Source organism: Sphingomonas sp. IC081 (assembly GCF_006874585.1).
Classification (GTDB): Bacteria; Pseudomonadota; Alphaproteobacteria; order Sphingomonadales; family Sphingomonadaceae; genus Novosphingobium.
In genome coordinates this window covers 1407542-1428701 of sequence record NZ_CP029761.1, presented here as the reverse complement: position 1 = coordinate 1428701, position 21160 = coordinate 1407542, and the positions used below count along the sequence as shown (strand labels likewise).

The 21160-nt window shown below is 66.2% G+C and carries 23 protein-coding genes; 9 read left to right on the top strand and 14 right to left on the bottom strand.

The annotated features are described in order from the left end of the window. Window positions 1-142: 142 nt before the first annotated feature. Together dnaJ and dnaK are read right to left on the bottom strand one after the other, a co-directional pair. Window positions 143-1282 carry a molecular chaperone DnaJ gene (gene dnaJ, locus DM450_RS06905; RefSeq protein ID WP_142633602.1) on the bottom strand — a complete coding sequence of 380 codons (1140 nt, stop codon included), beginning with the start codon at window positions 1280-1282 and terminating at the stop codon, window positions 143-145. An 81-nt stretch (window positions 1283-1363) separates the two neighbouring features. Next, window positions 1364-3271 (bottom strand): molecular chaperone DnaK, encoded by a 1908-nt coding sequence (dnaK, locus tag DM450_RS06900; protein WP_142633600.1) that lies wholly within the window; start codon window positions 3269-3271, stop codon window positions 1364-1366. Window positions 3272-3500: 229 nt separating this feature from the next. Between dnaK and DM450_RS06895 the strand changes: the two genes are divergently transcribed. Together DM450_RS06895 and DM450_RS06890 are read left to right on the top strand one after the other, a co-directional pair. After that, entirely contained in the window at window positions 3501-4139 is a 639-nt protein-coding gene (locus tag DM450_RS06895) for a copper chaperone PCu(A)C (RefSeq protein ID WP_260610274.1), read from the top strand. A 29-nt stretch (window positions 4140-4168) separates the two neighbouring features. Next, entirely contained in the window at window positions 4169-4627 is a 459-nt protein-coding gene (locus tag DM450_RS06890; protein WP_142633599.1) for a vgr related protein, read from the top strand. Window positions 4628-4634: 7 nt separating this feature from the next. Here the strand turns inward: DM450_RS06890 and DM450_RS06885 are convergent, their stop codons facing one another. The 4 genes from DM450_RS06885 to DM450_RS06870 all read right to left on the bottom strand — a co-directional run bounded on the left by DM450_RS06885 (window position 4635) and on the right by DM450_RS06870 (window position 7358). Further along, window positions 4635-4892, bottom strand: coding sequence for a glycine zipper domain-containing protein (locus tag DM450_RS06885; RefSeq protein WP_142633597.1), 258 nt, complete (start codon window positions 4890-4892; stop codon window positions 4635-4637). A 114-nt stretch (window positions 4893-5006) separates the two neighbouring features. Continuing rightward, window positions 5007-5558, bottom strand: a complete 552-nt coding sequence (grpE, locus tag DM450_RS06880; protein WP_142633595.1) for a nucleotide exchange factor GrpE — start codon at window positions 5556-5558, stop codon at window positions 5007-5009. 16 nt (window positions 5559-5574) lie between these two features. Beyond that, window positions 5575-6612: a heat-inducible transcriptional repressor HrcA gene (gene hrcA, locus DM450_RS06875; protein ID WP_142633593.1), complete on the bottom strand. Its 1038-nt coding sequence runs from the start codon at window positions 6610-6612 to the stop codon at window positions 5575-5577. Next, window positions 6585-7358 carry a hypothetical protein gene (locus DM450_RS06870; protein ID WP_142633591.1) on the bottom strand — a complete coding sequence of 258 codons (774 nt, stop codon included), beginning with the start codon at window positions 7356-7358 and terminating at the stop codon, window positions 6585-6587. Before DM450_RS06870 ends, hrcA begins: the two co-directional genes overlap by 28 nt. 47 nt (window positions 7359-7405) lie before the next feature. Here DM450_RS06870 and rph point away from each other — a divergent pair, with 47 nt between their 5' ends. From rph to DM450_RS06850, 4 genes are all read left to right on the top strand, one after another. Beyond that, complete coding sequence (gene rph, locus DM450_RS06865; protein WP_142633589.1) at window positions 7406-8122, top strand: ribonuclease PH; 717 nt, start codon at window positions 7406-7408, stop codon at window positions 8120-8122. Between the two features lie 64 nt (window positions 8123-8186). Next, window positions 8187-8816 carry an RdgB/HAM1 family non-canonical purine NTP pyrophosphatase gene (rdgB, locus tag DM450_RS06860; protein WP_142633587.1) on the top strand — a complete coding sequence of 210 codons (630 nt, stop codon included), beginning with the start codon at window positions 8187-8189 and terminating at the stop codon, window positions 8814-8816. 8 nt (window positions 8817-8824) lie between these two features. Next, complete coding sequence (gene hemW, locus DM450_RS06855; protein WP_142633585.1) at window positions 8825-9976, top strand: radical SAM family heme chaperone HemW; 1152 nt, start codon at window positions 8825-8827, stop codon at window positions 9974-9976. Next, window positions 9973-10869, top strand: coding sequence for a tyrosine recombinase XerC (locus tag DM450_RS06850; protein ID WP_142633583.1), 897 nt, complete (start codon window positions 9973-9975; stop codon window positions 10867-10869). The genes hemW and DM450_RS06850 overlap by 4 nt, the downstream gene beginning before the upstream one ends. A 46-nt stretch (window positions 10870-10915) precedes the next feature. On the opposite strand, the gene aqpZ is transcribed toward DM450_RS06850, so the two are convergent. From aqpZ to gshB, 3 genes are all read right to left on the bottom strand, one after another. Continuing rightward, window positions 10916-11614: an aquaporin Z gene (gene aqpZ, locus DM450_RS06845; RefSeq protein ID WP_142633571.1), complete on the bottom strand. Its 699-nt coding sequence runs from the start codon at window positions 11612-11614 to the stop codon at window positions 10916-10918. A 113-nt stretch (window positions 11615-11727) separates the two neighbouring features. Next, window positions 11728-12327 carry a DedA family protein gene (locus DM450_RS06840; protein ID WP_142633568.1) on the bottom strand — a complete coding sequence of 200 codons (600 nt, stop codon included), beginning with the start codon at window positions 12325-12327 and terminating at the stop codon, window positions 11728-11730. A gap of 36 nt (window positions 12328-12363) precedes the next feature. Next, window positions 12364-13350, bottom strand: a complete 987-nt coding sequence (gene gshB, locus DM450_RS06835) for a glutathione synthase (protein WP_142633566.1) — start codon at window positions 13348-13350, stop codon at window positions 12364-12366. 121 nt (window positions 13351-13471) lie between these two features. Here gshB and DM450_RS06830 point away from each other — a divergent pair, with 121 nt between their 5' ends. Continuing rightward, the gene (locus DM450_RS06830) at window positions 13472-13690 is read left to right on the top strand and encodes a hypothetical protein (RefSeq protein ID WP_142633564.1); all 219 of its coding nucleotides are present in this window, start codon (window positions 13472-13474) and stop codon (window positions 13688-13690) included. A 30-nt stretch (window positions 13691-13720) separates the two neighbouring features. On the opposite strand, the gene DM450_RS06825 is transcribed toward DM450_RS06830, so the two are convergent. Then, window positions 13721-14083, bottom strand: a complete 363-nt coding sequence (locus DM450_RS06825) for a YraN family protein (RefSeq protein WP_142633561.1) — start codon at window positions 14081-14083, stop codon at window positions 13721-13723. Continuing rightward, window positions 14080-14907, bottom strand: a complete 828-nt coding sequence (gene rsmI / locus DM450_RS06820) for a 16S rRNA (cytidine(1402)-2'-O)-methyltransferase (protein WP_142637602.1) — start codon at window positions 14905-14907, stop codon at window positions 14080-14082. The genes DM450_RS06825 and rsmI overlap by 4 nt, the downstream gene beginning before the upstream one ends. 40 nt (window positions 14908-14947) lie before the next feature. On the opposite strand from rsmI, the gene DM450_RS06815 reads away from it, so the two are divergent. Both DM450_RS06815 and parE read left to right on the top strand, forming a co-directional pair. After that, window positions 14948-16126 carry a penicillin-binding protein activator gene (locus DM450_RS06815; RefSeq protein ID WP_142633558.1) on the top strand — a complete coding sequence of 393 codons (1179 nt, stop codon included), beginning with the start codon at window positions 14948-14950 and terminating at the stop codon, window positions 16124-16126. Window positions 16127-16259: 133 nt separating this feature from the next. Beyond that, a complete protein-coding gene (gene parE / locus DM450_RS06810; protein ID WP_142633554.1) occupies window positions 16260-18269 on the top strand; it encodes a DNA topoisomerase IV subunit B in 2010 nt (669 codons plus the stop codon). 25 nt (window positions 18270-18294) lie between these two features. Here parE and DM450_RS06805 read toward each other — a convergent pair whose 3' ends face one another. The 3 genes from DM450_RS06805 to DM450_RS06795 all read right to left on the bottom strand — a co-directional run bounded on the left by DM450_RS06805 (window position 18295) and on the right by DM450_RS06795 (window position 21094). After that, window positions 18295-18945, bottom strand: coding sequence for a hypothetical protein (locus DM450_RS06805; RefSeq protein ID WP_142633551.1), 651 nt, complete (start codon window positions 18943-18945; stop codon window positions 18295-18297). A gap of 192 nt (window positions 18946-19137) precedes the next feature. Then, window positions 19138-19857, bottom strand: a complete 720-nt coding sequence (locus DM450_RS06800; RefSeq protein ID WP_242526138.1) for an NYN domain-containing protein — start codon at window positions 19855-19857, stop codon at window positions 19138-19140. A 1-nt stretch (window position 19858) separates the two neighbouring features. Further along, a complete protein-coding gene (locus DM450_RS06795) occupies window positions 19859-21094 on the bottom strand; it encodes a glycosyltransferase family 87 protein (RefSeq protein WP_142633546.1) in 1236 nt (411 codons plus the stop codon). Window positions 21095-21160 lie beyond the last annotated feature (66 nt).

Sequence of the window (21160 nt, the reverse complement as noted above, 5' to 3'; positions counted from 1 at the left end):
TTGACTCGTTCAGCCCGCGCGGCGTCTGAGCTTTCCAAGCTGCTGATGTGTCAGCTGGTTTGAGGCCCTCGAAGCAAACACGCCGCCCTCGCTAGCGCGGGGACGGCGTGTCCTGGATTCCAGCATGAAAAACCAGGCCCGATTACTCGGTCAGGTCGTTCCATGCTTCCTTGATGCGATCGAAGAAACCCTTGGAGCCGGGGCATTCCTCGCCAGTCTCGGTCGACTGGAGTTCCCGCAGGATTTCCTTCTGGCGCGCGGAGAGCTTGGTCGGCGTCTCCACGGTGATCTCGATAACCAGATCACCCCGGCCGCGCCCTTGCAGCACCGGCATGCCCGCACCGCGCTTGCGCAACTGCTTGCCCGACTGGATCCCAGCGGGAATGTCCAGTGAGATCGTCTCGCCATCGATGCCCGGGATTTCGATCGAGCCGCCCAGCGCGGCGGTCGTGAAGGTGATCGGAACCTGGGTCAGCAGCGAAGTGCCATCCCGTTCGAATACCTTGTGGCGCTTGACGTGGAGGAAGATATAGAGGTCGCCCGGAGGCGCGCCGAACGGCCCAGCCTCGCCCTTGCCGGCAAGGCGGATGCGGGTGCCCGAATCCACGCCCGGCGGGATTTCCACTTCCAGCGTCTGCGGACGGTCCACCCGGCCCTCGCCGCCGCAGGCGCGGCACGGCTTCTCGATAACCTCACCCCGGCCGTGGCAGGTCGGGCAGGTGCGTTCCACCACAAAGAAGCCCTGCTGCGCGCGCACCTTGCCGTGGCCCGCGCACATGTTGCAGGTGCGCTTGCCGGTACCGGGTTCGGCGCCGGTGCCCTTGCAGGGCTCGCATCCCTGCGAAACCTCGATGGTGATCTCGGTCGACTTGCCGTGGAACGCCTCGTCGAGGCTGACCTCCATGTCGTAGCGCAAGTCGGCGCCGCGACGCGCCTGCTGGCGACCGCCGCCACCGCCGCCGAAGGCACTGCCGAAGATGGATTCGAAGATATCGCCGATGTCGCCGAACTCGGCCCCCATGCCGGGGCCGCCGCCACCGCCCATCCCTTGCTGGAACGCGGCATGGCCATAGCGATCGTAGGCCGCCCGCTTCTGCGGGTCCTTGAGGCAGTCATAAGCCTCGTTGATCTGCTTGAAGCGCGCTTCGGCTTCGTTATCGCCGGGGTTCTTGTCCGGGTGATAACGCATGGCAAGGCGGCGATAGGCCGACTTCAGCACCTTGTCGTCGGCGGTGCGCTCGCACTCGAGCAGTTCGTAATAGTCGATTTCGGTAGCTGACACGTCTCGTTATTCCCCGCGTGCAACCTGGCCGCCACCGTCGCCCCTGGCAACGATGGCGGCCACGCTAGTCATGAGGACCGATCAGCCCTTGTTTTCGTCGACTTCCGAGAACTCGGCATCGACAACATCGTCGTCACCGGCCGGAGCAGCGTCCGGCGAAGCGGCCGAGGCCTGCTCCTTCTCGTAGATGGCCTGGCCCATCTTCATGGCGACTTCGGTCAGGGCCTGCGCCTTGGCGGTGATGTCGGCGGGTTCACCGCCTTCGATCGCTGCCTTGGTCGCGGCGATGGCCGCCTCGACTTCCGACTTCAGGCCGGCGTCGATCTTGTCGCCATGCTCGGCGATCTGCTGCTCGGTCGCGTGGACGAGGCTGTCGGCGTTGTTCTTGGCCTCGGCGGCCTCGCGACGCTTCTTGTCCTCTTCGGCAAACTTCTCGGCATCCTTGACCATCTGGTCGATGTCGGAATCCGACAGACCGCCCGAAGCCTGGATGCGGATCTGCTGTTCCTTGCCGGTGCCCTTGTCCTTGGCCGAGACGTTGACAAGGCCGTTGGCATCGATGTCGAAGGTGACTTCGATCTGCGGCACGCCGCGGCGTGCCGGCGGGATGCCGACGAGGTCGAACTGACCCAGCAGCTTGTTGTCCTGCGCCATCTCGCGCTCGCCCTGGAACACGCGGATGGTCACCGCCTGCTGGTTATCCTCGGCGGTCGAGTAGACCTGGCTCTTCTTGGTCGGGATCGTCGTGTTGCGGTCGATCATCTTGGTCATGATGCCGCCCAGCGTCTCGATGCCCAGCGACAGCGGGGTCACGTCGAGCAGCAGCACGTCCTTGACGTCGCCCTGAAGCACACCGGCCTGGATCGCCGCGCCCATGGCGACGACTTCGTCCGGGTTCACGCCCGTGTGGGGCTCCTTGCCGAAGAAGTCCTTCACCACGTCACGCACCTTGGGCATGCGGGTCATGCCGCCCACGAGCACGACGTCGTCGATCTCCTTGGCCGAGATGCCGGCGTCGGCCAGCGCCTTGCGGCAGGGTTCGAGCGTACGCTGGATCAGGTCCGCAACCATCTTCTCGAGATCCGAACGGGTAATCGTTTCCACGAGGTGCAGCGGGGTGGTGGCGCCGCCTTCCATGCGTGCGGTGATGAAGGGCAGGTTGACCTCGGTCGTCGCGGTGGACGACAGTTCGATCTTTGCCTTCTCGGCCGCTTCCTTCAGGCGCTGCAGAGCGAGCTTGTCGGTCCGCAGGTCCATGCCTTCCTTGGCCTTGAACTTGTCGGCCAGCCATTCGACGACCTTGGTGTCGAAGTCTTCACCGCCGAGGAAGGTGTCGCCGTTGGTCGACTTCACTTCGAACACGCCGTCGCCGATCTCGAGGATCGAGACGTCGAAGGTACCGCCGCCAAGGTCGTAGACGGCGATGGTCTTGCCGTCCTGCTTGTCGAGACCATAGGCGAGCGCGGCCGCGGTCGGCTCGTTGATGATGCGCAGCACTTCAAGACCGGCGATCTGGCCGGCGTCCTTGGTCGCCTGGCGCTGCGCGTCGTTGAAGTAGGCGGGCACGGTGATGACGGCCTGAGTCACGGTCTCGCCGAGGTACGATTCGGCGGTTTCCTTCATCTTCTGCAGCGTGAAGGCCGAGATCTGCGACGGGCTGTAGTCTTCGCCGCCGGCCTGGACCCAGGCGTCGCCGTTCTTGCCCTTGACGATGTGGTACGGAACCAGCTCGGTGTCCTTCTTGGTCACCGGGTCGTCGAAGCGGCGGCCGATGAGGCGCTTCACCGCGAAAATCGTGTTGTCGCCGTTGGTCACGGCCTGGCGCTTCGCAGGCTGCCCGATCAGGCGCTCACCATCCTTGGTGAAAGCGACGATCGAGGGCGTGGTGCGCGCACCTTCGGAATTCTCGATGACCTTCGGCTTGCCGCCGTCCATCACGGCGACGCAGCTGTTGGTGGTGCCGAGGTCGATACCAATTACTTTTGCCATTATCCCCATTCCTCACGTCAGTGGATGACACCGCGCGGATGGCCTCCCTCGAAAGAGGCAAGGCGGCTTGCACGGCTCGATGACGTTCAAAGTCGTCGATGCGGCATATAGGTGCGGTTTATCTTGGAACAAGAGCGTTGCGATGGCATTAGGCACGCGAAATTTTCATGGCCCGACAAAACCATGCCGGACCAGCCAGAAGCCCGGATTTCGAGAAGGATTCCTCCCCGTGGACAAATGCCGCTCGCTCAGCCTGATCGCCGCCGCCCTGATCGTTTCGCTGTCAGGCTGCAAGCAGGAGGCACCGGCGACAACGGATAGCGCCAGCACCGCCGCTTCCGAAGCTGGCGCCGGAGTTTCCGCGCGTGATGGCAAGCTGATGCTGCCTGCCGTGGCCGGACGCCCGGGTGCGGCCTACTTCACCGTGCGCAACGACAGCAGCACCGCAGCCGCGCTCACCGGCGTCGCCATTGCCGGGGCCGGCAAGGCCCAGATGCACGAGACCAGCGGCGGCTCGATGAAGGCGGTCGATTCGCTGCCGATCGCGCCCGGCGCCGAGATCGAGTTCGCCCCTGGCGGGCTTCATGTCATGGTCTTCGACCTTTCCCCCACACTGAAGGCGGGTCAGTCGACCGACCTGACGCTGACTTTCGCGAACGGCGAAACACTCAAGATGCCGGTCATGATCGACAGTATCGGCGGCAGCGGCGACGACATGGAAGGCATGGGGCCGATGACCGCGCCCAGTAGCACCGCCAGCAGCGCCGCCACTGCGGCAACCGGGCACGATCATGGCAGCCAGGGCCACGGCGGGCACGATGCAGCAAAGAGCGATGCCATGGCCTCGATGCCCGGGATGGATCACTGATCACCCAAAGCCCCAGCGCCGCCTGCCCGGTGGGCGGCGAACGGCCACTGACCCAGGGCGAATGCACACTCGTCGCGGACGTGTTCGGAACCGCCATCGACTGCACGCCGGTGCGCATCCGGCGGCGGCGCTGGTTTCCGTTTCAGCCCGCCAACGTCGTGATGGCGCCTTGCGGGCACTTGCACTTCCATCCGCGCTCGCCGCTCTACCACGACGACTTCGCGTCGGCCTCGCCGCTGCTGCAAGGATTGTTCATCCACGAGATGGTGCATGTCTGGCAGGCACAGAACAAGGGGCGCTGGTACCTGCCGCTGATGCGCCATCCGCTATGCCGGTACGACTACACCCTGAGGCCGGGCTGGCCGCTCGGCCGCTACGGCATCGAGCAACAGGCGGAGATTGTCCGCCACGCCTTTCTGCTCAGGCGCGGATGGCAGGTGCCCGGCGCCGTCTCGCTGGACAGCTACCGGGCGATCCTGCCGTTCTGAGCGACCGTCAGCAGCGGCGATCCCAGTAGCGTCGACCGTCGCGGTCGTAACGATAGCAGCCGTCGTTCTTCTTCTGGGTGGAGCCGACCGCGGCGCCTGCGGCGGCACCGACCGCCGCGCCCGTGCCCACATCGCCGCCGGTCACCGCGCCGACACCGGCGCCCAGCGCGCCGCCCGCCAGCGCGCCCTCGCCCGCGTAATTGCTCGCACAGCCCGCCATGGCGAGCGCGCTTGCGGCAAGGATGGGAATCGTGAACTTGCGCATGACATTTCTCCCGTTGTTCAGGTCACATGCCTGAGCAACGGGAGCCAATGCCATGAGGTTCCGGGTTTTCCACGACACGCCCGCCTCGAAGGACGAGGCGTGTCGTGAACAAGATCAGTCCGGCTTCTTCGCCACGGCCACCATGGCCGGACGCAGCAGGCGGTCCTTGATCATGTAGCCCGACTGCAGTTCCTGCACGACGGTGCCCGGTTCAGCATCGGTCGAGGGCACTTCGATCATCGCCTGATGCTGGTTGGGATCGAGCGGCAGGCCCATGGCGGCCACGCGGGTGATGCCGTGGTTGCCGAACACCTTCTCGATCTCGCGGCCCGTGGCCTCGATGCCGGCAACGATGCTCTTCAGCTTTTCGTCCTCGCGCAGTTCGGCGGGAATCGCCGAAAGCGCACGCGAAAGATTGTCGGCCACGGAAAGGATATCGCGGGCAAAGCCGGTCGCGGCATAGGCGCGGGTGTCGGCGATGTCCTTTTCGAGACGGCGACGCACGTTCTGCGTTTCGGCACGCGCATAAAGCGCTTCCTGCTTCACCGTTTCGAGTTCCTCGCGCAGCTTGGCGAGTTCGGGGGATTCGATCATATCCTCGGGCACACCCTTCAGTTCTTCGGCCTTTGCCGCTTCATCTGCCGACTGCGTCTTTTCTTCGGTCATTATTCTTGGGTTCCAGCTATCCGATGAGCTTGCCCAGGCTCTGGGCAGTGAAGTCCACCATGGGGACTACGCGCGCATAATTCAACCGCGTCGGACCGATAACCCCCACCACGCCGACCACCCGCCCGTCGCGGTCGCGATAGGGCGAGGCGATGACGGAGGAGCCGGAGAGCGCAAACAGGCGGTTCTCGGAACCGATGAAGATGCGCGTCGATTCGGCTTCGCGGGCAAGATCGAGCAGATCGGCGACCGACTGCTTGTTTTCGAGATCGTCGAGCAACGAGCGCACACGCTCGAGGTCCGAAAGCGCGGTCTCGTCGAGAAGGTTCGCCTGCCCACGCACGATCAGCACCGGGCGCTGCAGGGCATCCTCGCTCCAGAGGGCAAGGCCGCGCTCGACGAGATTGCGGCTCGCGGCATCGAGCGCCGAGCGGCCTGAGGCGATGTCGCCACGGATCGCACGGGCGGCTTCGGACAGAGTGCGCCCGGCGAGATGCGCGGAGATGTAGTTGGTCACCGTCTCCAGCGCCGAGGCATCGACGCCGGGAGGCAGGTCGACCACGCGGTTCTCGACGCTTCCATCCTCGCTCACCAGCACCGCCAGCGCACGGCCGGGAGCGAGCGGCACCAGTTGCAGCGCGACGAGGCGCGGCTCGCGCTTGGGCACCATGACAAGGCCCGCGCCTGCAGTGAGGTTCGAGAGCAGCGCGCTCGTCGCCTCCAGCGCGGCCTCGATGGGACCGGGCCGGGCGATGCGGCTCTCGATCGCGAAACGCTCCTCCGCGCTGGGTTCGGCGACCTGCATGATGCCATCGACGAAAAGCCTGAGACCTGCCTCGGTCGGCAGCCGCCCGGCGCTGGTGTGGGGTGCTGCGAGCAGGCCCAGCCCCTCGAGATCGGCGAGCACCGACCGGATCGAGGCTGAGGACAGGTTCATCCCCCCCGCCAGCGCCTTCGAGCCGACCGGCGTGCCGGTGGAGATGTAGCCCTCGACCACGAGCCGGAAGATGTCGCGCGCGCGGGTCGTCAGTTCGGTGATCGGTGGGTTGGCCATGCGCTGTTCCGGTTCTTATCAGACTTTGCGGAGACCCGGCGCGTCACCGCACCGGGACGCTCCCGTTCGGCCTCGAACAATGCCTTGGCTCGGTCGAGCCGCGCAAGAGCCGAGGCCATCGGCACGCAATCCTCGTAGGAGGAGGAATTGTCGAAATAGGATCCGTCCTGATATGGATCTTCGCCCCAGTCGATCCAATAGGCCGAGTGATATCCGTCGGGCCGGCATGGCACCAACACCTTCCCTCGCAGGGCCTGCCGGAACGGAGCATCGGGATCGGAAGGTGCGCCGGTCGCGTGCCGCAAAGGTGCTAGAAGCGAAGCAACGCGCAAGAACAGGCCCTTGTCCTCGAACGGGAAGGAGTCGCCCCGGGGGTGTTCGGCCAGAGCCTTCATCACTGCCTCGGGTGGCTTGTTGCCCAATTCGGTGTCTTCCAGCGTTCGGTGATGGAGGTATCCCCGCCCGTCGGGACCGATGTACATGTCGATGTCGGCAGGTCCTGCATAGGCGTTTATTGACCGCCTTACCAGAATGCCTCGGGTCGGAACATCGGCCTCGACGTGCGACCATGGATCGCAGTCCTGCTCCTGCCCCGAAATCCGCCGCCACAGGTTCGCCGCCCATACTTGCGGCAAGAAGCGCATCTCGATCGAATAGTCGCAGGCCTGCGGCCGTGCCAGAACGCCCATGCCGGCAGCCGCAATCAGCGCCGACACCGTGACACCGAGGAATTTGCGCTTGCCCATGCCAGCCTGATAGCTCAGGGGGCGCACATTCCAAGACGGAGATTACCATGCGACCTTCCGGACGTGCGCCCGACGAAATGCGCGCCATCGAGATCCAGACCGGCTTCACCAAGCATGCCGAAGGGTCCGTTCTCATCTCCTTCGGCGACACCCGCGTGCTCGTCACCGCCTCGGTCGAGGAAAAGGTGCCGCCGTTCCTGCGCGGCAAGGGCGAAGGCTGGGTCACCGCCGAATACTCGATGCTCCCCCGCGCCACGCACACCCGCGGCAGCCGCGAGGCGGCCAAGGGCAAGCAGTCGGGCCGCACTCAGGAAATCCAGCGCCTGATCGGCCGCAGCTTGCGCGCCGTGGTCGACATGAAGAAGCTCGGCGAGCGCCAGATCGTGCTCGACTGCGACGTGCTGCAGGCCGATGGCGGCACCCGCACCGCCTCGATCTCGGGCGCATGGGTTGCCCTGCGCCTTGCCGTCGACAAGCTGATGGCGGACGGCAAGATCAAGGAAGACCCGATCACCGGCCGCGTCGCCGCGATCTCCTGCGGCATCTGCGAAGGCACCCCGGTGCTCGATCTCGACTACCTCGAGGACAGCTCGGCCGATGCCGACGCCAACTTCGTGCTGATCGAAGGCGGCAAGATCGCCGAAGCCCAGGCCACTGCCGAAGGCGCAACGTATGACGAGGAAGGCCTGCTGCGCCTCCTGCGCCTCGCCCGCATCGGTTGCGATCGCATCTTTGCCGAACAGGCCAAGGCCGTCGGTCGCTGATCTCCCACCCGTTCCTGCTTCCCCGGCTTCGGCCAGGGAAGCAGGGCAGACAAAAAAGCAGAGCATGACCCGCAAGCTTGGTAACACCCGCCTCGTCATTGCCACGCACAATGCGGGCAAGCTGAAGGAAATTTCGGCCCTGCTGGCCCCGTTCGGCGTCGACTGCGTGTCGGCCGGCGAACTTGGCCTGCCCGAGCCCGAAGAAACCGGCACGACCTTTGTCGAGAACGCCCTGCTGAAAGCCCATGCCGCTGCCAAGGCCGCCAACTTGCCGGCCCTGGCCGATGACAGCGGCCTTTCGGTAGTCGCGCTGGACGGGCGCCCCGGCGTCTACACCGCCGACTGGGCCGAACGGCAATGGTTCGAGGGGCCCAAGGGCCGCGACTGGTTCATGGCGATGGGCAAGGTCGAAGGCCTGCTGTGCGAACAGGGCGCGGACGTCGACCGGTCCTGCTGGTTTTCCTGCGTCCTCGCCATCGCCTGGCCGGACGGCGAGGAAGCCGTCTACGAAGGCCGCGTCAACGGCGCCTTCTCGTGGCCGCCGCGCGGCGAGATGGGCTTCGGCTACGACCCCGTCTTCGTGCCCCAGGGCCGCGACGTGACTTTCGCCCAGCTCGATCCCGAGGAAAAGCACAAGATCAGCCACCGCGCCGACGCCTTCGCCAAGCTGGTGGCGGAGCAGTTCGCAGGTTAATCCGCCCCATGGCCCGCGCGCTCTACATTCACTGGCCGTTCTGCCTCGCAAAGTGCCCCTATTGCGACTTCAACAGCCATGTCCGCGAGCGGGTCGAGAATGACCGCTGGCAAGCAGGGCTGCTGGCGGACATGCGACGCGAACACGAAGTGGCAGGCGGCGAGGCGCTGTCGTCGATCTTTTTCGGCGGCGGCACGCCTTCGCTGATGCCCCCTGCCCTTGTCGCGCGATTGCTCGACGAAGCGCAGAAACTCTGGGGTTTTGCCGAAGACATCGAGATCACGCTGGAGGGCAATCCCTCTTCCGTGGAGGCGGCCAATTATGCCGCACTGGCCGACGCCGGCGTCAACCGCGTGTCGCTCGGCCTTCAGGCGCTCGACAACAAAACGCTGCGCTTCCTTGGCCGACTTCACGACGCTTCAGAGGGGTTGAAAGCCCTTGAAGTGGCACAGAAGCGGTTCTCACGCGTCAGTTTCGACCTGATCTACGCCCGCCCGGGCCAGAGCCTCGATGCCTGGCAGCGCGAGCTGGCCCATGCCCTGTCCTATGGCACCGGACACCTCTCGCTCTACCAGCTGACCATCGAGCCGGGCACCAGGTTCGCCACCATGGTACGCCAGCACGAGTTCGAGCCGCTGGACGAGGATGCCTGCGCCGACATGTTCGCGCTCACCCGCGAAATGACCGCCGCCGCCGGCCTCCCGGCCTACGAGATCAGCAATCACGCCCGCCCCGGCGAGGAGAGCCGCCACAATCTGACCTACTGGCGCTATCAGGACTATTGCGGCATCGGCCCCGGCGCCCACGGTCGCCGGGGCGGCGTGGCGACGACCCGCCATCGCAAGCCGGAAAACTGGCTCGACGCGATCGACCGCAACGGCCATGGCATCAACGAAACACGCGAACTCGGCCGCCGCGAACAGGCGAGCGAGGCCATGCTGATGGGCCTGCGGCTTGGCGAAGGCGTCGACCTCGAGGCGCTGGCGGGTCGCTTCGGCCTCACCCCAGACCAGCTCTGCGTCGGCGGCAAGGCGGCTTTCTATGAAACGCAAGGCCTTGTCTGGCGCCAGGGCAGCCGCCTTGGCGTGACCGATCAGGGTATGGCGCTGCTCGACGGGCTGCTGGCCGAACTGGTTCCCGCCGATCTCGTCGAGACATGACCAAGGCGGACCTGCTCGAAGCCTGGGGCAATCACCTCGCCCATGCCCGGCGGCGCAGTCCGCATACCAGCCGCGCCTATATCGCCGCCGCCGCCCGGCTGATCGACGGTCTTGGCGCAACCGACTGGAACGCGCTTGCCGCCCTCGATCCCGGATCGCTGCGCCTCCATCTTGCCGACAGGCGCGAGGACGGCATCGGCAACGTCTCCGCCGCGCGGGAGCTTTCGGCGATCAAGAGCTTCCTTGCCTTTGCCCGGCAGCAGGCAGGCGTGCCGGAACGCGCCGGTCCGCGTGTGCGCGGGCCGCGCGTCAAGAAAGGCATTCCGCGCCCCGTCACGCCCGATGAAGCCGTGAACCTCGCCGCCATGGTGGAAGAAGACGCCCGCGAGGAATGGATCGGCGCGCGCGACCGGGCGGTGCTGCTGCTGCTCTACGGCGCGGGCATGCGTATCGCCGAAGCCCTGTCGCTGACCGGCGCGGCGCTGCCATTGGCCGAGACGATCACCGTCACCGGCAAGGGCAACAAGCAGCGGGTCGTGCCGCTGCTGCCGATCGTGCGGGAGGCGGTCGCCGATTACATTCGCAAGTGCCCCTGGCCGCTGGAGCGGGACGGCGCGCTGTTCCGCGGCGCCAAGGGCGGAGCGCTTGCGCAGGGCATGGTGCAGAAGGCCATGGCGCGGGCGCGCATCGCGCTCGGCCTGCCGTCGACGGCGACCCCGCATGCGCTCAGGCACAGTTTCGCCACCCACCTGCTCGGGGCCGGGGCGGACCTGCGCAGCTTGCAGGAACTGCTTGGCCACGCCAGCCTCGGCTCGACGCAGATCTACACCAAAGTGGATGCGGCAACTTTGCTGGACGTCTACCGCCACGCGCATCCGCGCGAGCAGGGATGATCGACCGGGGAGCGCAGCCGCTCCCCGACGACAATTTCCACCGATGTCAGATCGCGCCTTCCTCGCCCGCCAGCAGGAAGCGCCAGATCGCGGCGCCGATGGCAGCCCCGATCAGCGGCGCAACCCAGAAGGCCCAGAGCTGGGGAAGCGCCGCCGTCTCGGCGAACAGCGCCACGCCGGTCGAGCGCGCGGGGTTCACCGAGGTGTTGGTGACCGGGATCGACACGAGGTGGATCAGCGTCAGGCAAAGGCCGATGGCGAGCGGGCCGAAACCGGCCGGCGCGCTCTTCGAGGTCGATCCGAGGATCACCACGATGAACCCGGCGGTCAGGATCATCTCGATCAGCAGCGCCGCATGCAGCGAATAGGCGCCGGGAGAAAGCGGACCATACCCGTTGGTGGCGAAGCCGCCGGGTTCCCAGCCCGCCTTGCCCGAAGCGATGGAATAGAGCGCCGCCGCCGCGACGATCGCACCGATCACTTGCGCGATCCAGTAGGGGATGAGGTCCTTCCAGTCGAGCCGGCCGCCCACCGCCATGCCCAGCGACACCGCCGGATTGAAATGCCCCCCGGAAATCGAGCCCACCGCATAGGCCATGGTCACGACCGTGAGGCCAAAGGCCAGCGCCACGCCGGCAAAGCCGATACCCAGTTCAGGAAAACCCGCTGCAAGAACGGCTGCACCGCAGCCTCCGAAAACAAGCCAGAACGTACCGAAAAATTCAGCGGCCAATCGCTTGGACATGACGTCTGCTCCCCTGTGGTTGCGGGGAAAGACTACGTCACTATGCGTAGACTGAATAGGCGAGATTTATTCCAAGACGATAGCGCGGCTCGATTTTCTGGAGCGAAGTAAATCTAGCGCGTGGACTTCCACGTGAGCACCCGCCAGAAGTACCAGGCCATCGTGATTGCTGCGAGTGCGAGGGTTGCCCAGCCGATCCACTGCCCCGCTTCGGTGAAGCGGTGCCCCAGCCACTGCCCGCCCATCAGCAAAAGCGTGTTCCACACCGCCGCGCCCGCCGCCGTATAGAGCAGGAACGGCACGTGCCGCATGTGCGAAAGCCCCGCCGGAACCGAGATCAGCGTCCGGAACATCGGCATGAAGCGCATGACAAACACGATCCAGTGGCCATGACGGCGGAAAAACCGCCCGGCGCGCTCGACATCGTGCCACTCCATCGTCAGCCAGCGCCCCCAGCGGTCGACCAGCGGTTCCATGCGCTCGTAGCCGAGGCGATCGGCAATCAGGAACAGGATGTAGTTGCCCAGCGTGCAGCCCGCGGTGCCCGCCAGCAGCACTGGCGCAAAGCTCATCGTGCCGCGCGCGAGGGCGACCCCGGCCACACCCATGATGAGCTCGGAAGGGATCGGCGGCACCAGGTTTTCCAGCACCATCAGCAAGGCGATGCCCCAGTAGCCGCCGCCCTCGATCAGGCGGATGACCCAATCATCCATGTCGGAAATTCCAAGGAACTACAGAGCAGCGCGCCGTTACATGGCGGCGTGGCGGACCGCGATGGCATCCCAGATCATCGCGCAGGTATCGGTGCCGTTGAAACGGTCGATGGCGACGATGCCGGTGGGCGAAGTCACATTGATTTCCGTCAGCCATTTTCCGCCAATCACGTCGATGCCGACAAAAACCAGCCCGCGCGCCTTCAGTTCCGGCCCCATCGCCGCGCAGATCGCCAATTCGGTCGAAGTGAGCTCGGTCGCCTCGGCGGAACCGCCGACGGCAAGGTTCGAGCGGAACTCGCCCGCGCCCGGCTTGCGGTTGATCGCCCCCGCCACCACGCCGTCGACCAGCACGATGCGCTTGTCGCCCTCGGCGACGTCGGGAAGGAACGGCTGGACCATGAAGGGTTCGACCCAGGCGTTCTGGAACATCTCGACCAGCGCCCCGAGATTGCTGCCGTCGGCAGGCACGCGGAACACCGCCTTGCCGCCATTGCCGTGCAGCGGCTTGACGACAAGATCACCGCCGAGGCCGGCCGCGACCTGCCGTTCCTGGAAGGCGCGCACGTCCTCGATCCGGCGGGCGATGAGTGTGGGCGGCATGAAGCGCGCGAAATCGAGCACGAAGACCTTTTCCGGCGCATTGCGCACCGAGGCGGGATCGTTGGCGACCAGCGTCTGCCCGGCCAGCCGTTCCAGCAAGTGAGTCGCGGTGATGTAGCCAAGGTCGAACGGCGGATCCTGCCGCATCAGCACCACGTCGACATCGGCGACAAGGTCGATCAGCCGGTACTCGCCGCGGGTGAAGTGCGCGCCCTCGACGCGCTGCACCGTCACCGGCGCGCCCCAGCAGGTAAGCCGCCCGGCCGCGCCGTAGGACGCGTCGTAGGCCAGGGTGCGCACGTCATAATGGAACAGCGTGTAGCCGCGCGCCTGGGCGGCAAGCATGAGGGCGAAGGACGAATCGCCCGCGATGTTGATCGTCTCGAGCGGGTCCATCTGGACGGCGATGCGCAGGGTCATGAATCACTGTTCCTTGGGGGGATTGCGGAACCGCCGGTTAATCGGAATCGGCGACGTGCGCGACTAGTTTCGCATCCGCCGCGGGAAAGCCCCCGCGATATCTCGAAACAGGATGGTCTTCATGCACAATTCCCCCTTGAGCCAAGCCAACCCGTTCAAACTGGCCGCAGTCCTTGCGGCAGGGGCGACGATGCTGGTTTTCGGCAGCGTAGTCGCCGCCGCCAACCCCGAGCCGCATCCCACCGGCCATCCCGCTGACCACCCGACCTCGCACCCCACCACGCATCCGGGCGAGCACCCGTCCCCGGCGCCCAGCGAACACCCCAAGCCGCACGGCTGAGCCTGGGCGGCCTGACCAGACCCCCCGCTGTCATCCGCCGGGCTGCCAGGCATTGGTGATCCGGCGGGGCCAGCACCCCGGCGCCAGCAGCAGGACATCAATCCTGAGGTTGTCGCCGGGTTTCTGGTATCGCGCCGCCAGCACTTGCGCCGCCGCCGCCACCCGGCGCAGGCGATAGGCGTCGATCGCATGCCCCAGATCCTCGGCCCGCGAACGCCACTTCACTTCCACGAAGCAGAGTGTCCGCCCGCGCCGGACCACCAGGTCGACCTCGCCCCGCACCGTCTTCGCGCGCCGCGCCAGAACGCGCCAACCGCTTAGCCGCAAGTACCACAACGCAAGCGTCTCGCCCCGCCGCCCCTGCCGCTCCGCATGGGCGCGCCGATCGCTCACTTCAGTTCCAGCGCCCGCGCATAGAGCATCTTGCGATCGAGTCCGGTCGCCTTGGCCACGCTGGCCGCGGCCTGCGAGGGCTTGGCCTGCTCCAGCGCGCTGCGCAGCAGGGCATCCACATCGACCTCGCCCAGCAGTTCGTCTCCCGGCGGCGCCACCAGCAACACGATCTCGCCCTTGGGCGGATGAGCGGCGTAATGCGCGATCAGGTCCTGCGGGGTGCCGCTGCGGCATTCCTCGAACTTCTTCGTCAGTTCGCGCGCCACCGCCACTTCGCGGCCCGGCAGCACCGAATCGATAGCCTGCAGCGAATCCTCCAGCCTCGGCGCGGTTTCGTAGAAGATCAGCGTCGCGGGAACCTTGGCCAGATCCGCAAGCACCCCCTCGCGCGCCCTCGCCTTGTTGGGGAGGAACCCGGCAAACAGGAAACGGTCGTTGGGCAGACCCGAGAGCGTCATCGCCATGACCGCGGCATTGGCTCCGGGCAGGCTGGTGACGGCGATCCCGCGCTCGCGGGCGGTGCGCACCAGACGGTAGCCGGGGTCCGAAATCAGCGGGGTTCCGGCATCGCTGACCAATGCCACCGGCTCGCTCTCCATCAGCGCCAGCAGACGCTCGCGGTCACCCTCGCCGGCATGGTCGTCGTAGCGAATCATCCGTTGCTTGATGCCGAGATGATGCAGGAGCTTGCCGGTCACCCGGGTATCCTCGCAGGCAACCGCGCTGACGCCCCGCAGCGTCTCGACCGCCCGCAAGGTTATGTCCCCGAGGTTGCCAATCGGGGTTGCGACTATGTAGAGGCCCGGTGAAAGACTGTTTTCCATCATCGGCCTAATGGCCCAAGGACCACGGGAGCGGCAAGCAATGTTCGACACGACCCTCATCGGGCGTACCCATCGGCGCAACTTCCTTGCCGGAGCCGCCATGGCCCTGCTCGCCGGCTGCGCGGTCGTTCCCAAGGCCCCTGCCCCCGGCCCGGCGCCGACGCCGACACCGAGCGAGAACAATGTCGTCGCCACCGACACCGACCGCCACCGCATCGCGCTGCTGGTTCCGGTCACCGGCCCGAACGCGGGCGTTGGGCAGTCGCTGGCCAATGCCGCGAACATGGCGCTGCTCGATACCGGCGCCAAGAACCTGCGCATCACCACTTACGACACCGGCACCAACCCCGGCGAGGCCGCACGCAAGGCCGTGGCGGACGGCAACAAGCTGATCCTCGGCCCGCTGCTGGCGGACGACATCGGCGCGGTCCGCGCCGTCGCCAAGCCTGCCAGGGTGCCGCTCATCTCGTTCTCGAACGACGAGGAAGCCGCCGGAGCCGACGTGTTCGTGATCGGCAACCTGCCCGGCCAGTCGGTCGCACGCACGGTGGCCTATGCCCGCCAGCAGGGCGTCTCGAGCTTTGCCGCCCTTGTCCCGCGCGGCGACTACGGCCAGCGCGTCAGTGCATCGCTGCTTTCGACCGTGCGCGCCAGCGGCGGCACCGTGCTGGCGATGGAGCCCTATGACCGCACCGCCGCCTCGATCAGCGCCGCGGCCACGCGCATCAAGGCCAAGGGCGGCTACGACGCGCTGCTGATCGCCGACAGCGGCAGCCTCTCGGCCCGCGCCGCCACCGCCTACCGTGCGGGCGGCGGCACCACTTCGGTCCGCCTGCTCGGCACCGAGCTGTGGAGCGGCGAAAAGGAGCTGGCGGCCTCGCCGTCGCTGAACGGCGCGTGGTTCTCCACCGTTTCGGACGCGCGCTTCGGCCAGTTCTCCAAGAGCTACCGCGCCCGCTTCGGCGTGCAGCCCTTCCGCATCGCCACGCTCGGCTACGACGCGGTTCTGCTCACCTTGCGCGTCGCGCGTGACTGGAAGCAGGGCGCCGCGTTCCCGACGGCGGCGATGTTCGCGCAGGACGGCTTCCTCGGTGTCGACGGCGCTTTCCGCTTCAACCGCAACGGCCTGATCGAGCGCGCGCTGGAAGTGCGCACCGTCTCTGCCGGCGCGGTGAAGGTGATCGACGCCGCACCGACCGGCTTCGCCACGGGTAAATAACGGGACAGACGGGGCGTCCGGAGCGGCGCCCCACTCCTTTTGTTCTCTTTTTCTTCCACTTTTCCCCAATCGCTGCGAAAAATCGGGCATGCACGCTTGATCGCGGATTTTCCGCCTGCCTATAGTCGCAGCCATGTCCGACGACCTCTTCGAAAAGCTCCCCTCCGCGGGCGGTGAAACCTACGACGGTTCGGCCATCGAAGTGCTGGAGGGGCTTGAGCCCGTCCGCCGCCGTCCGGGCATGTACATCGGCGGCACGGACGAGCGCGCGCTGCACCACCTCGCCGCCGAAGTGCTCGACAACGCGATGGACGAAGCCGTCGCGGGCCACGCCAACCGCATCGAGGTGACGCTGGAAGAGGAACCGGGCACTGCCGGACGCCTTACCATCACCGACAACGGCCGCGGCATCCCGGTCGACGAGCATCCCAAATATCCGGGCAAGTCGGCCCTCGAAGTGATCCTTTCCACCCTGCACTCGGGCGGCAAGTTTTCCGGCAAGGCCTATGCCACCTCGGGCGGTCTGCACGGCGTCGGCATCTCGGTGGTCAACGCCCTTTCGGTGAAGACCCGCGTGGAAGTCGCCCGCAACAAGGAACTCTTCGCGCAGGAATTTTCGCGCGGGGTAACGCTGGGGCCATTGCAGAAAGTCGGCGCCGCGCCCAACCGCCGGGGCACCGCCGTCACCTTCACGCCCGATACCGAAATTTTCGGCGACCAGAAGTTCAAGCCCGCGCGCCTGTTCAAACTGGTGCGCTCGAAGGCCTACCTCTTCGCCGGTGTCGAGATCCGCTGGAAGTGCGCGCCCGCACTCGCGGTGGACGGCATTCCCGCCGAGGCGACCTTCCAGTTCCCCGGCGGCCTGGCCGACCACCTTGCCGAACAGATCGGCAGCCGCGAATGCGTGACCACGCAGTTCTTCTCCGGCAGCCAGGAATTCCCGCGCGGCGAGGACGGCTCCGAACAGGGGCGGGTCGAATGGGCGATCGCCTGGCCGCTCTACTCGGACGGCTCCTATTCCTGGTACTGCAACACCATTCCCACGCCCGACGGCGGCACCCACGAACAGGGCCTGCGCGGCGCGCTGACCAAGGGTATCCGCGCCTTTGCCGACCTGGTCGGGCAGGCCAAGAAGGCCAAGGACATCACCCCGGACGACGTGGTGACCGGCAGCGAAGTCATGCTTTCGGTCTTCATCCGCGATCCGCAGTTCCAGAGCCAGACCAAGGACCGCCTGACCAGTCCGGAAGCCGCGCGCATGGTGGAAGCGGCCGTGCGCGATCACTTCGACCACTTCCTGACCGACAACATGGAGCGCGGCAAGGCGCTGCTCGGCGCGGTCATGGAGCGCATGGACGAACGCCTGCGCCGCAAGGCCGAGCGTGAGGTCAAGCGCAAGACTGCCACCAACGCCAAGAAGCTGCGCCTGCCCGGCAAGCTCACCGATTGCTCGGGCGAAACGGATGCCGAGACCGAACTCTTCATTGTCGAAGGCGATTCGGCAGGCGGTTCGGCCAAGCAGGCGCGTGACCGCAAGACGCAGGCGATCCTGCCGATCCGCGGCAAGATCCTCAACGTCGCCAGCGCCACGGCCGACAAGATCCGCGCCAATCAGGAAATCGCCGACCTCGGCCTCGCGCTCGGCTGCGGCACCCGCAAGGACTGCAACGCCGACGACCTGCGCTACGACCGCGTGGTCATCATGACCGACGCCGACGTCGACGGCGCCCACATCGCCACGCTGTTGATGACGTTCTTTTTCCAGGAAATGCCGGAAATCGTGCGGCGTGGGCACCTCTACCTCGCCCAGCCGCCGCTCTACCGCCTGACTTCGGGCTCGACGTCCGCCTATGCCCGCGACGACGAGCACCGCGCCGAACTGGAACAGACGATGTTCAAGGGCAAGAAGGTCGAAGTCGGCCGCTTCAAGGGTCTGGGCGAGATGAACCCCCAGCAACTGCGCGAGACGACGATGGCCCCGGCGAGCCGCTCGCTGATCCGCATCACCCTGCCGCCCGAATACGAAGGCCGCGCGGCGGTGAAGGACCTCGTCGACCGCCTGATGGGCCGCAATCCCGAACACCGCTTCCAGTTCATCCAGAACCGCGCGGGCGAAATCGATCCCGAACTGATCGACGCCTGAGGCGCCGATCAGTCCGATGGGATTCTTACTGGGCGCCGGAAGACGCTGCCGGCGCTACGGGCGTAGCCGCCACCGGGATCGGCGCGGGCGCGGAAGTCGCAGTGAAGGTCACATCCTCGTCGAGGAATCCCTTGACCGGGGAGCCCGGCGCGATGAACGCGCTGGTTCCAGTGGTCAGGAACCCGGCAATCGGCACGAAGGCAATGGCCGCAACAACGCCGCCCGTGCCGGTAACACCCTTGTCGTCGAACGTGCCGGTCACGCGGATATTGCGATCGCCGAGACGGATCGACACGACACGCGCGCCGATATAGCCCGACTTGCCCCACATGCCCTTGTTGCGCACTTCGGTGATTTCGCCGATCGCCGGCGTGCCAGCCGGGATCACGACCATGCCATTACGCTCGATGTTGGCGGCAACTTCCATCTGGATACGCTGGCCGACCTTCAGCTTCTTGCCCTTGGTCGTCAGTTCCTCACGCGTGAGCAGCGGAACCTCAAGGCCTGCGCGCAGGATGTTGTCCTGCGGCTGCGCGACCAACACGGCAACCTGCTTTTCGGCTGGAGCCACCGCCGGATTCACCCCCGGAGTCACGGCTGCCTCCTGTTGCTGTGCCTGACCCGCAGCAGCAACCGACACCAGCAGGCAGAAGCCCGCGGCATACTTCAATTTCATGCTAATTCCCCCTGTGAGGCAAGAATACCTCAAGGGCGAGATTAGAATTTCCGGGCAACCACTGTCAAACCCAATACGCTGTTCGAAAAAGTTAAAACCATGACAGCAACGGTTACTCGCCGGTTTGGAATCGGCCTGAAGACTGCCCAAGGAGCGCGGTTTTTCCGCCCTCTGGACTAGGCTGGCCGGTTCCTAGCGCATCCGCTTGAGGAATAGCCCGCTCTCGCGCTTCTCGGTGGCGAAGTTGGGCAGGGTCTGCACCAGTTCCGACAACCGCGAGAACCCATAGCTGCGCGCATCGAAGCTCGATCGGTTGGCCACCCGCTGGCCGACTTCGGACAGGCTGGCGAACCCGCCCTCGTCACGCTTGCTGGCCTTCCACGCCTCGCCGATCAGTTTCACGAGGTCGGCATCGAGGGGCGGCGGGGCCGACGACGGCGCCGCGTTGTCGTCGGCATCGGCGTCGGGCAGCGTATCGAGGTCGATGAAACGGGTACAGGCCTCGCGGAACGCCTCCGGCGTGCGGCTTGTGCCGAAACCGTAGACCGGCGTGCCGTTCTGGCGGATCCGGATGGCGAGCGGCATGAAATCGCTGTCGCTGGTCATCAGGCCAAAACCGTCGATATGGCCGCCGTAAAGCAGGTCCATCGCATCGATGGTCATCTTCATGTCGGTGGCGTTCTTGCCCTTGGTCACGTCAAACTGCTGCTGCGGCTCCAGCGCATGGCGCAGCACCAGCTTCGACCAGCCTTTCAGCGAGACCTTGCTCCAGTTGCCGTATACCCGCCGGACATTGACCGAACCCAGGTCGCCCAGAATGGTCAGCGCCGCCTCCAGATTGGCGGGCGAGGCATTGTCGGCATCGATCAACAGCGCGATATTGCGCGCGGCGCGCGGCTTGGCTGCGGGCACTTCAGGCTCCTTCCGGTTGGGGCTGATCCTCGCAATGGGCGGCAGGGCGCAAGGTTGCCCGGCGCCAGACTATGGCGAAAAAGGCCAGCAACACCAGCGGCATGATCGGAACAGACAGGTTCAATGCCAGGGGCCTGGCAAAGGCCGTGGCCACGAAGGCGAGCAGCACCACCAGCTTTTCGTAAGGCAGGAACCCGCCCCGCAGCCCCTCTCCCGTGAGCCATAGCATCGGGAAGGCCAGCAGCACCATGTCGTAGTCGAGCACGAACGGCGTTGCGAGCGGCGCTCCCGCCAGAACCAGCGCCGCCAGCCCCGGCCGCCACCCTTTGCGCCAGCCATGGGTCACGACCAGCGCCGCGACCATTGCCGCCACCAGCGCCTGCACCGCATAGGCAGCCACGCTCGCCGTCCCCAGCAGGCGCAGCGCCGCAAATACGCTTGTCATCTTGCCAAAACCCACGGCGCCATCAGCCATCGCGATCTGTGCACGCGCGCTCGCGTCCAACCACTCTACCCAGAGCTGCGGGCCGAACGCCCAGGCCGACAGTCCCGCCAGCAGCAGCGCGGTGGTCGCGGCCACCAGCACCACCTTCCATTCGCGCGAGGCGATGAGCGCCAGCGGCACCAGCACGCCGAACTGCGGCTTGACCGTCGCGAGGCCGAGGCACAGGCCTGCCAGCACGGGCTGGCGGCGAACCAGAAGCAGCCCCGTTCCCAGCAAGGCAGCGAGCAGCCACGAGGTCTGCCCATGGGTCACCACGATCACCATCGCCGGATAGGCCAGAAGCGGCAGCCACAGCGGCATGCCGAGGCGCGCCAGTACCGGCAGTTCACGCCACCAGACCCGCACCGCCGCCACATAGAGCGCGCCTGTCGCCAGCAGCCATGCCGCCAGTGCCGGGAAATAGCCCAGCCAGCCGAGCGGCCAGCACAGCGCCAGGAACGAGGGCGGATAGAAAAACGCGGTGTAACCGCTCGCCGAGGCAAAAAAGGTGCGCTGCGCCGCAATATGCGCCGCCGCGTCATACGGGTCGGCGCCGGAGATCAGCATCCGCCCCGTGGTCCAGAAACTGATGAAGTCGCTGCCCAGCAGGAACCCATTGGCGTCCACCCCGCCGTGCGAGGTCGCCAGCAACCAGATCACCATCGCCGCATTGAGCAGGGCGAGCAGGCGCAGGTAGCCCCGCACCCGGCCCGCGCCCAGCCAGTTCATTTCACGCAAGATAAGCAGCCCCAATTTTGCGACTGCTTGCAACGCCCCGGCGGCGAAGTCCATGCCTTCGATAAGAGCCGCGCCAGATCG

Bases quoted from the DNA above. Each gene is read 5' to 3' on its own strand.
- dnaK (WP_142633600.1), bottom strand. From the start codon at position 3,271: ATGGCAAAAGTAATTGGTATCGACCTCGGCACCACCAACAGCTGCGTC.
- DM450_RS06885 (WP_142633597.1), bottom strand. From the start codon at position 4,892: ATGCGCAAGTTCACGATTCCCATCCTTGCCGCAAGCGCGCTCGCCATG.
- grpE (WP_142633595.1), bottom strand. From the start codon at position 5,558: ATGACCGAAGAAAAGACGCAGTCGGCAGATGAAGCGGCAAAGGCCGAA.
- hrcA (WP_142633593.1), bottom strand. From the start codon at position 6,612: ATGGCCAACCCACCGATCACCGAACTGACGACCCGCGCGCGCGACATC.
- DM450_RS06870 (WP_142633591.1), bottom strand. From the start codon at position 7,358: ATGGGCAAGCGCAAATTCCTCGGTGTCACGGTGTCGGCGCTGATTGCG.
- rph (WP_142633589.1), top strand. From the start codon at position 7,406: ATGCGACCTTCCGGACGTGCGCCCGACGAAATGCGCGCCATCGAGATC.
- rdgB (WP_142633587.1), top strand. From the start codon at position 8,187: ATGACCCGCAAGCTTGGTAACACCCGCCTCGTCATTGCCACGCACAAT.
- hemW (WP_142633585.1), top strand. From the start codon at position 8,825: ATGGCCCGCGCGCTCTACATTCACTGGCCGTTCTGCCTCGCAAAGTGC.
- DM450_RS06850 (WP_142633583.1), top strand. From the start codon at position 9,973: ATGACCAAGGCGGACCTGCTCGAAGCCTGGGGCAATCACCTCGCCCAT.
- aqpZ (WP_142633571.1), bottom strand. From the start codon at position 11,614: ATGTCCAAGCGATTGGCCGCTGAATTTTTCGGTACGTTCTGGCTTGTT.
- DM450_RS06840 (WP_142633568.1), bottom strand. From the start codon at position 12,327: ATGGATGATTGGGTCATCCGCCTGATCGAGGGCGGCGGCTACTGGGGC.
- gshB (WP_142633566.1), bottom strand. From the start codon at position 13,350: ATGACCCTGCGCATCGCCGTCCAGATGGACCCGCTCGAGACGATCAAC.
- DM450_RS06830 (WP_142633564.1), top strand. From the start codon at position 13,472: ATGCACAATTCCCCCTTGAGCCAAGCCAACCCGTTCAAACTGGCCGCA.
- rsmI (WP_142637602.1), bottom strand. From the start codon at position 14,907: ATGGAAAACAGTCTTTCACCGGGCCTCTACATAGTCGCAACCCCGATT.
- DM450_RS06815 (WP_142633558.1), top strand. From the start codon at position 14,948: ATGTTCGACACGACCCTCATCGGGCGTACCCATCGGCGCAACTTCCTT.
- parE (WP_142633554.1), top strand. From the start codon at position 16,260: ATGTCCGACGACCTCTTCGAAAAGCTCCCCTCCGCGGGCGGTGAAACC.
- DM450_RS06805 (WP_142633551.1), bottom strand. From the start codon at position 18,945: ATGAAATTGAAGTATGCCGCGGGCTTCTGCCTGCTGGTGTCGGTTGCT.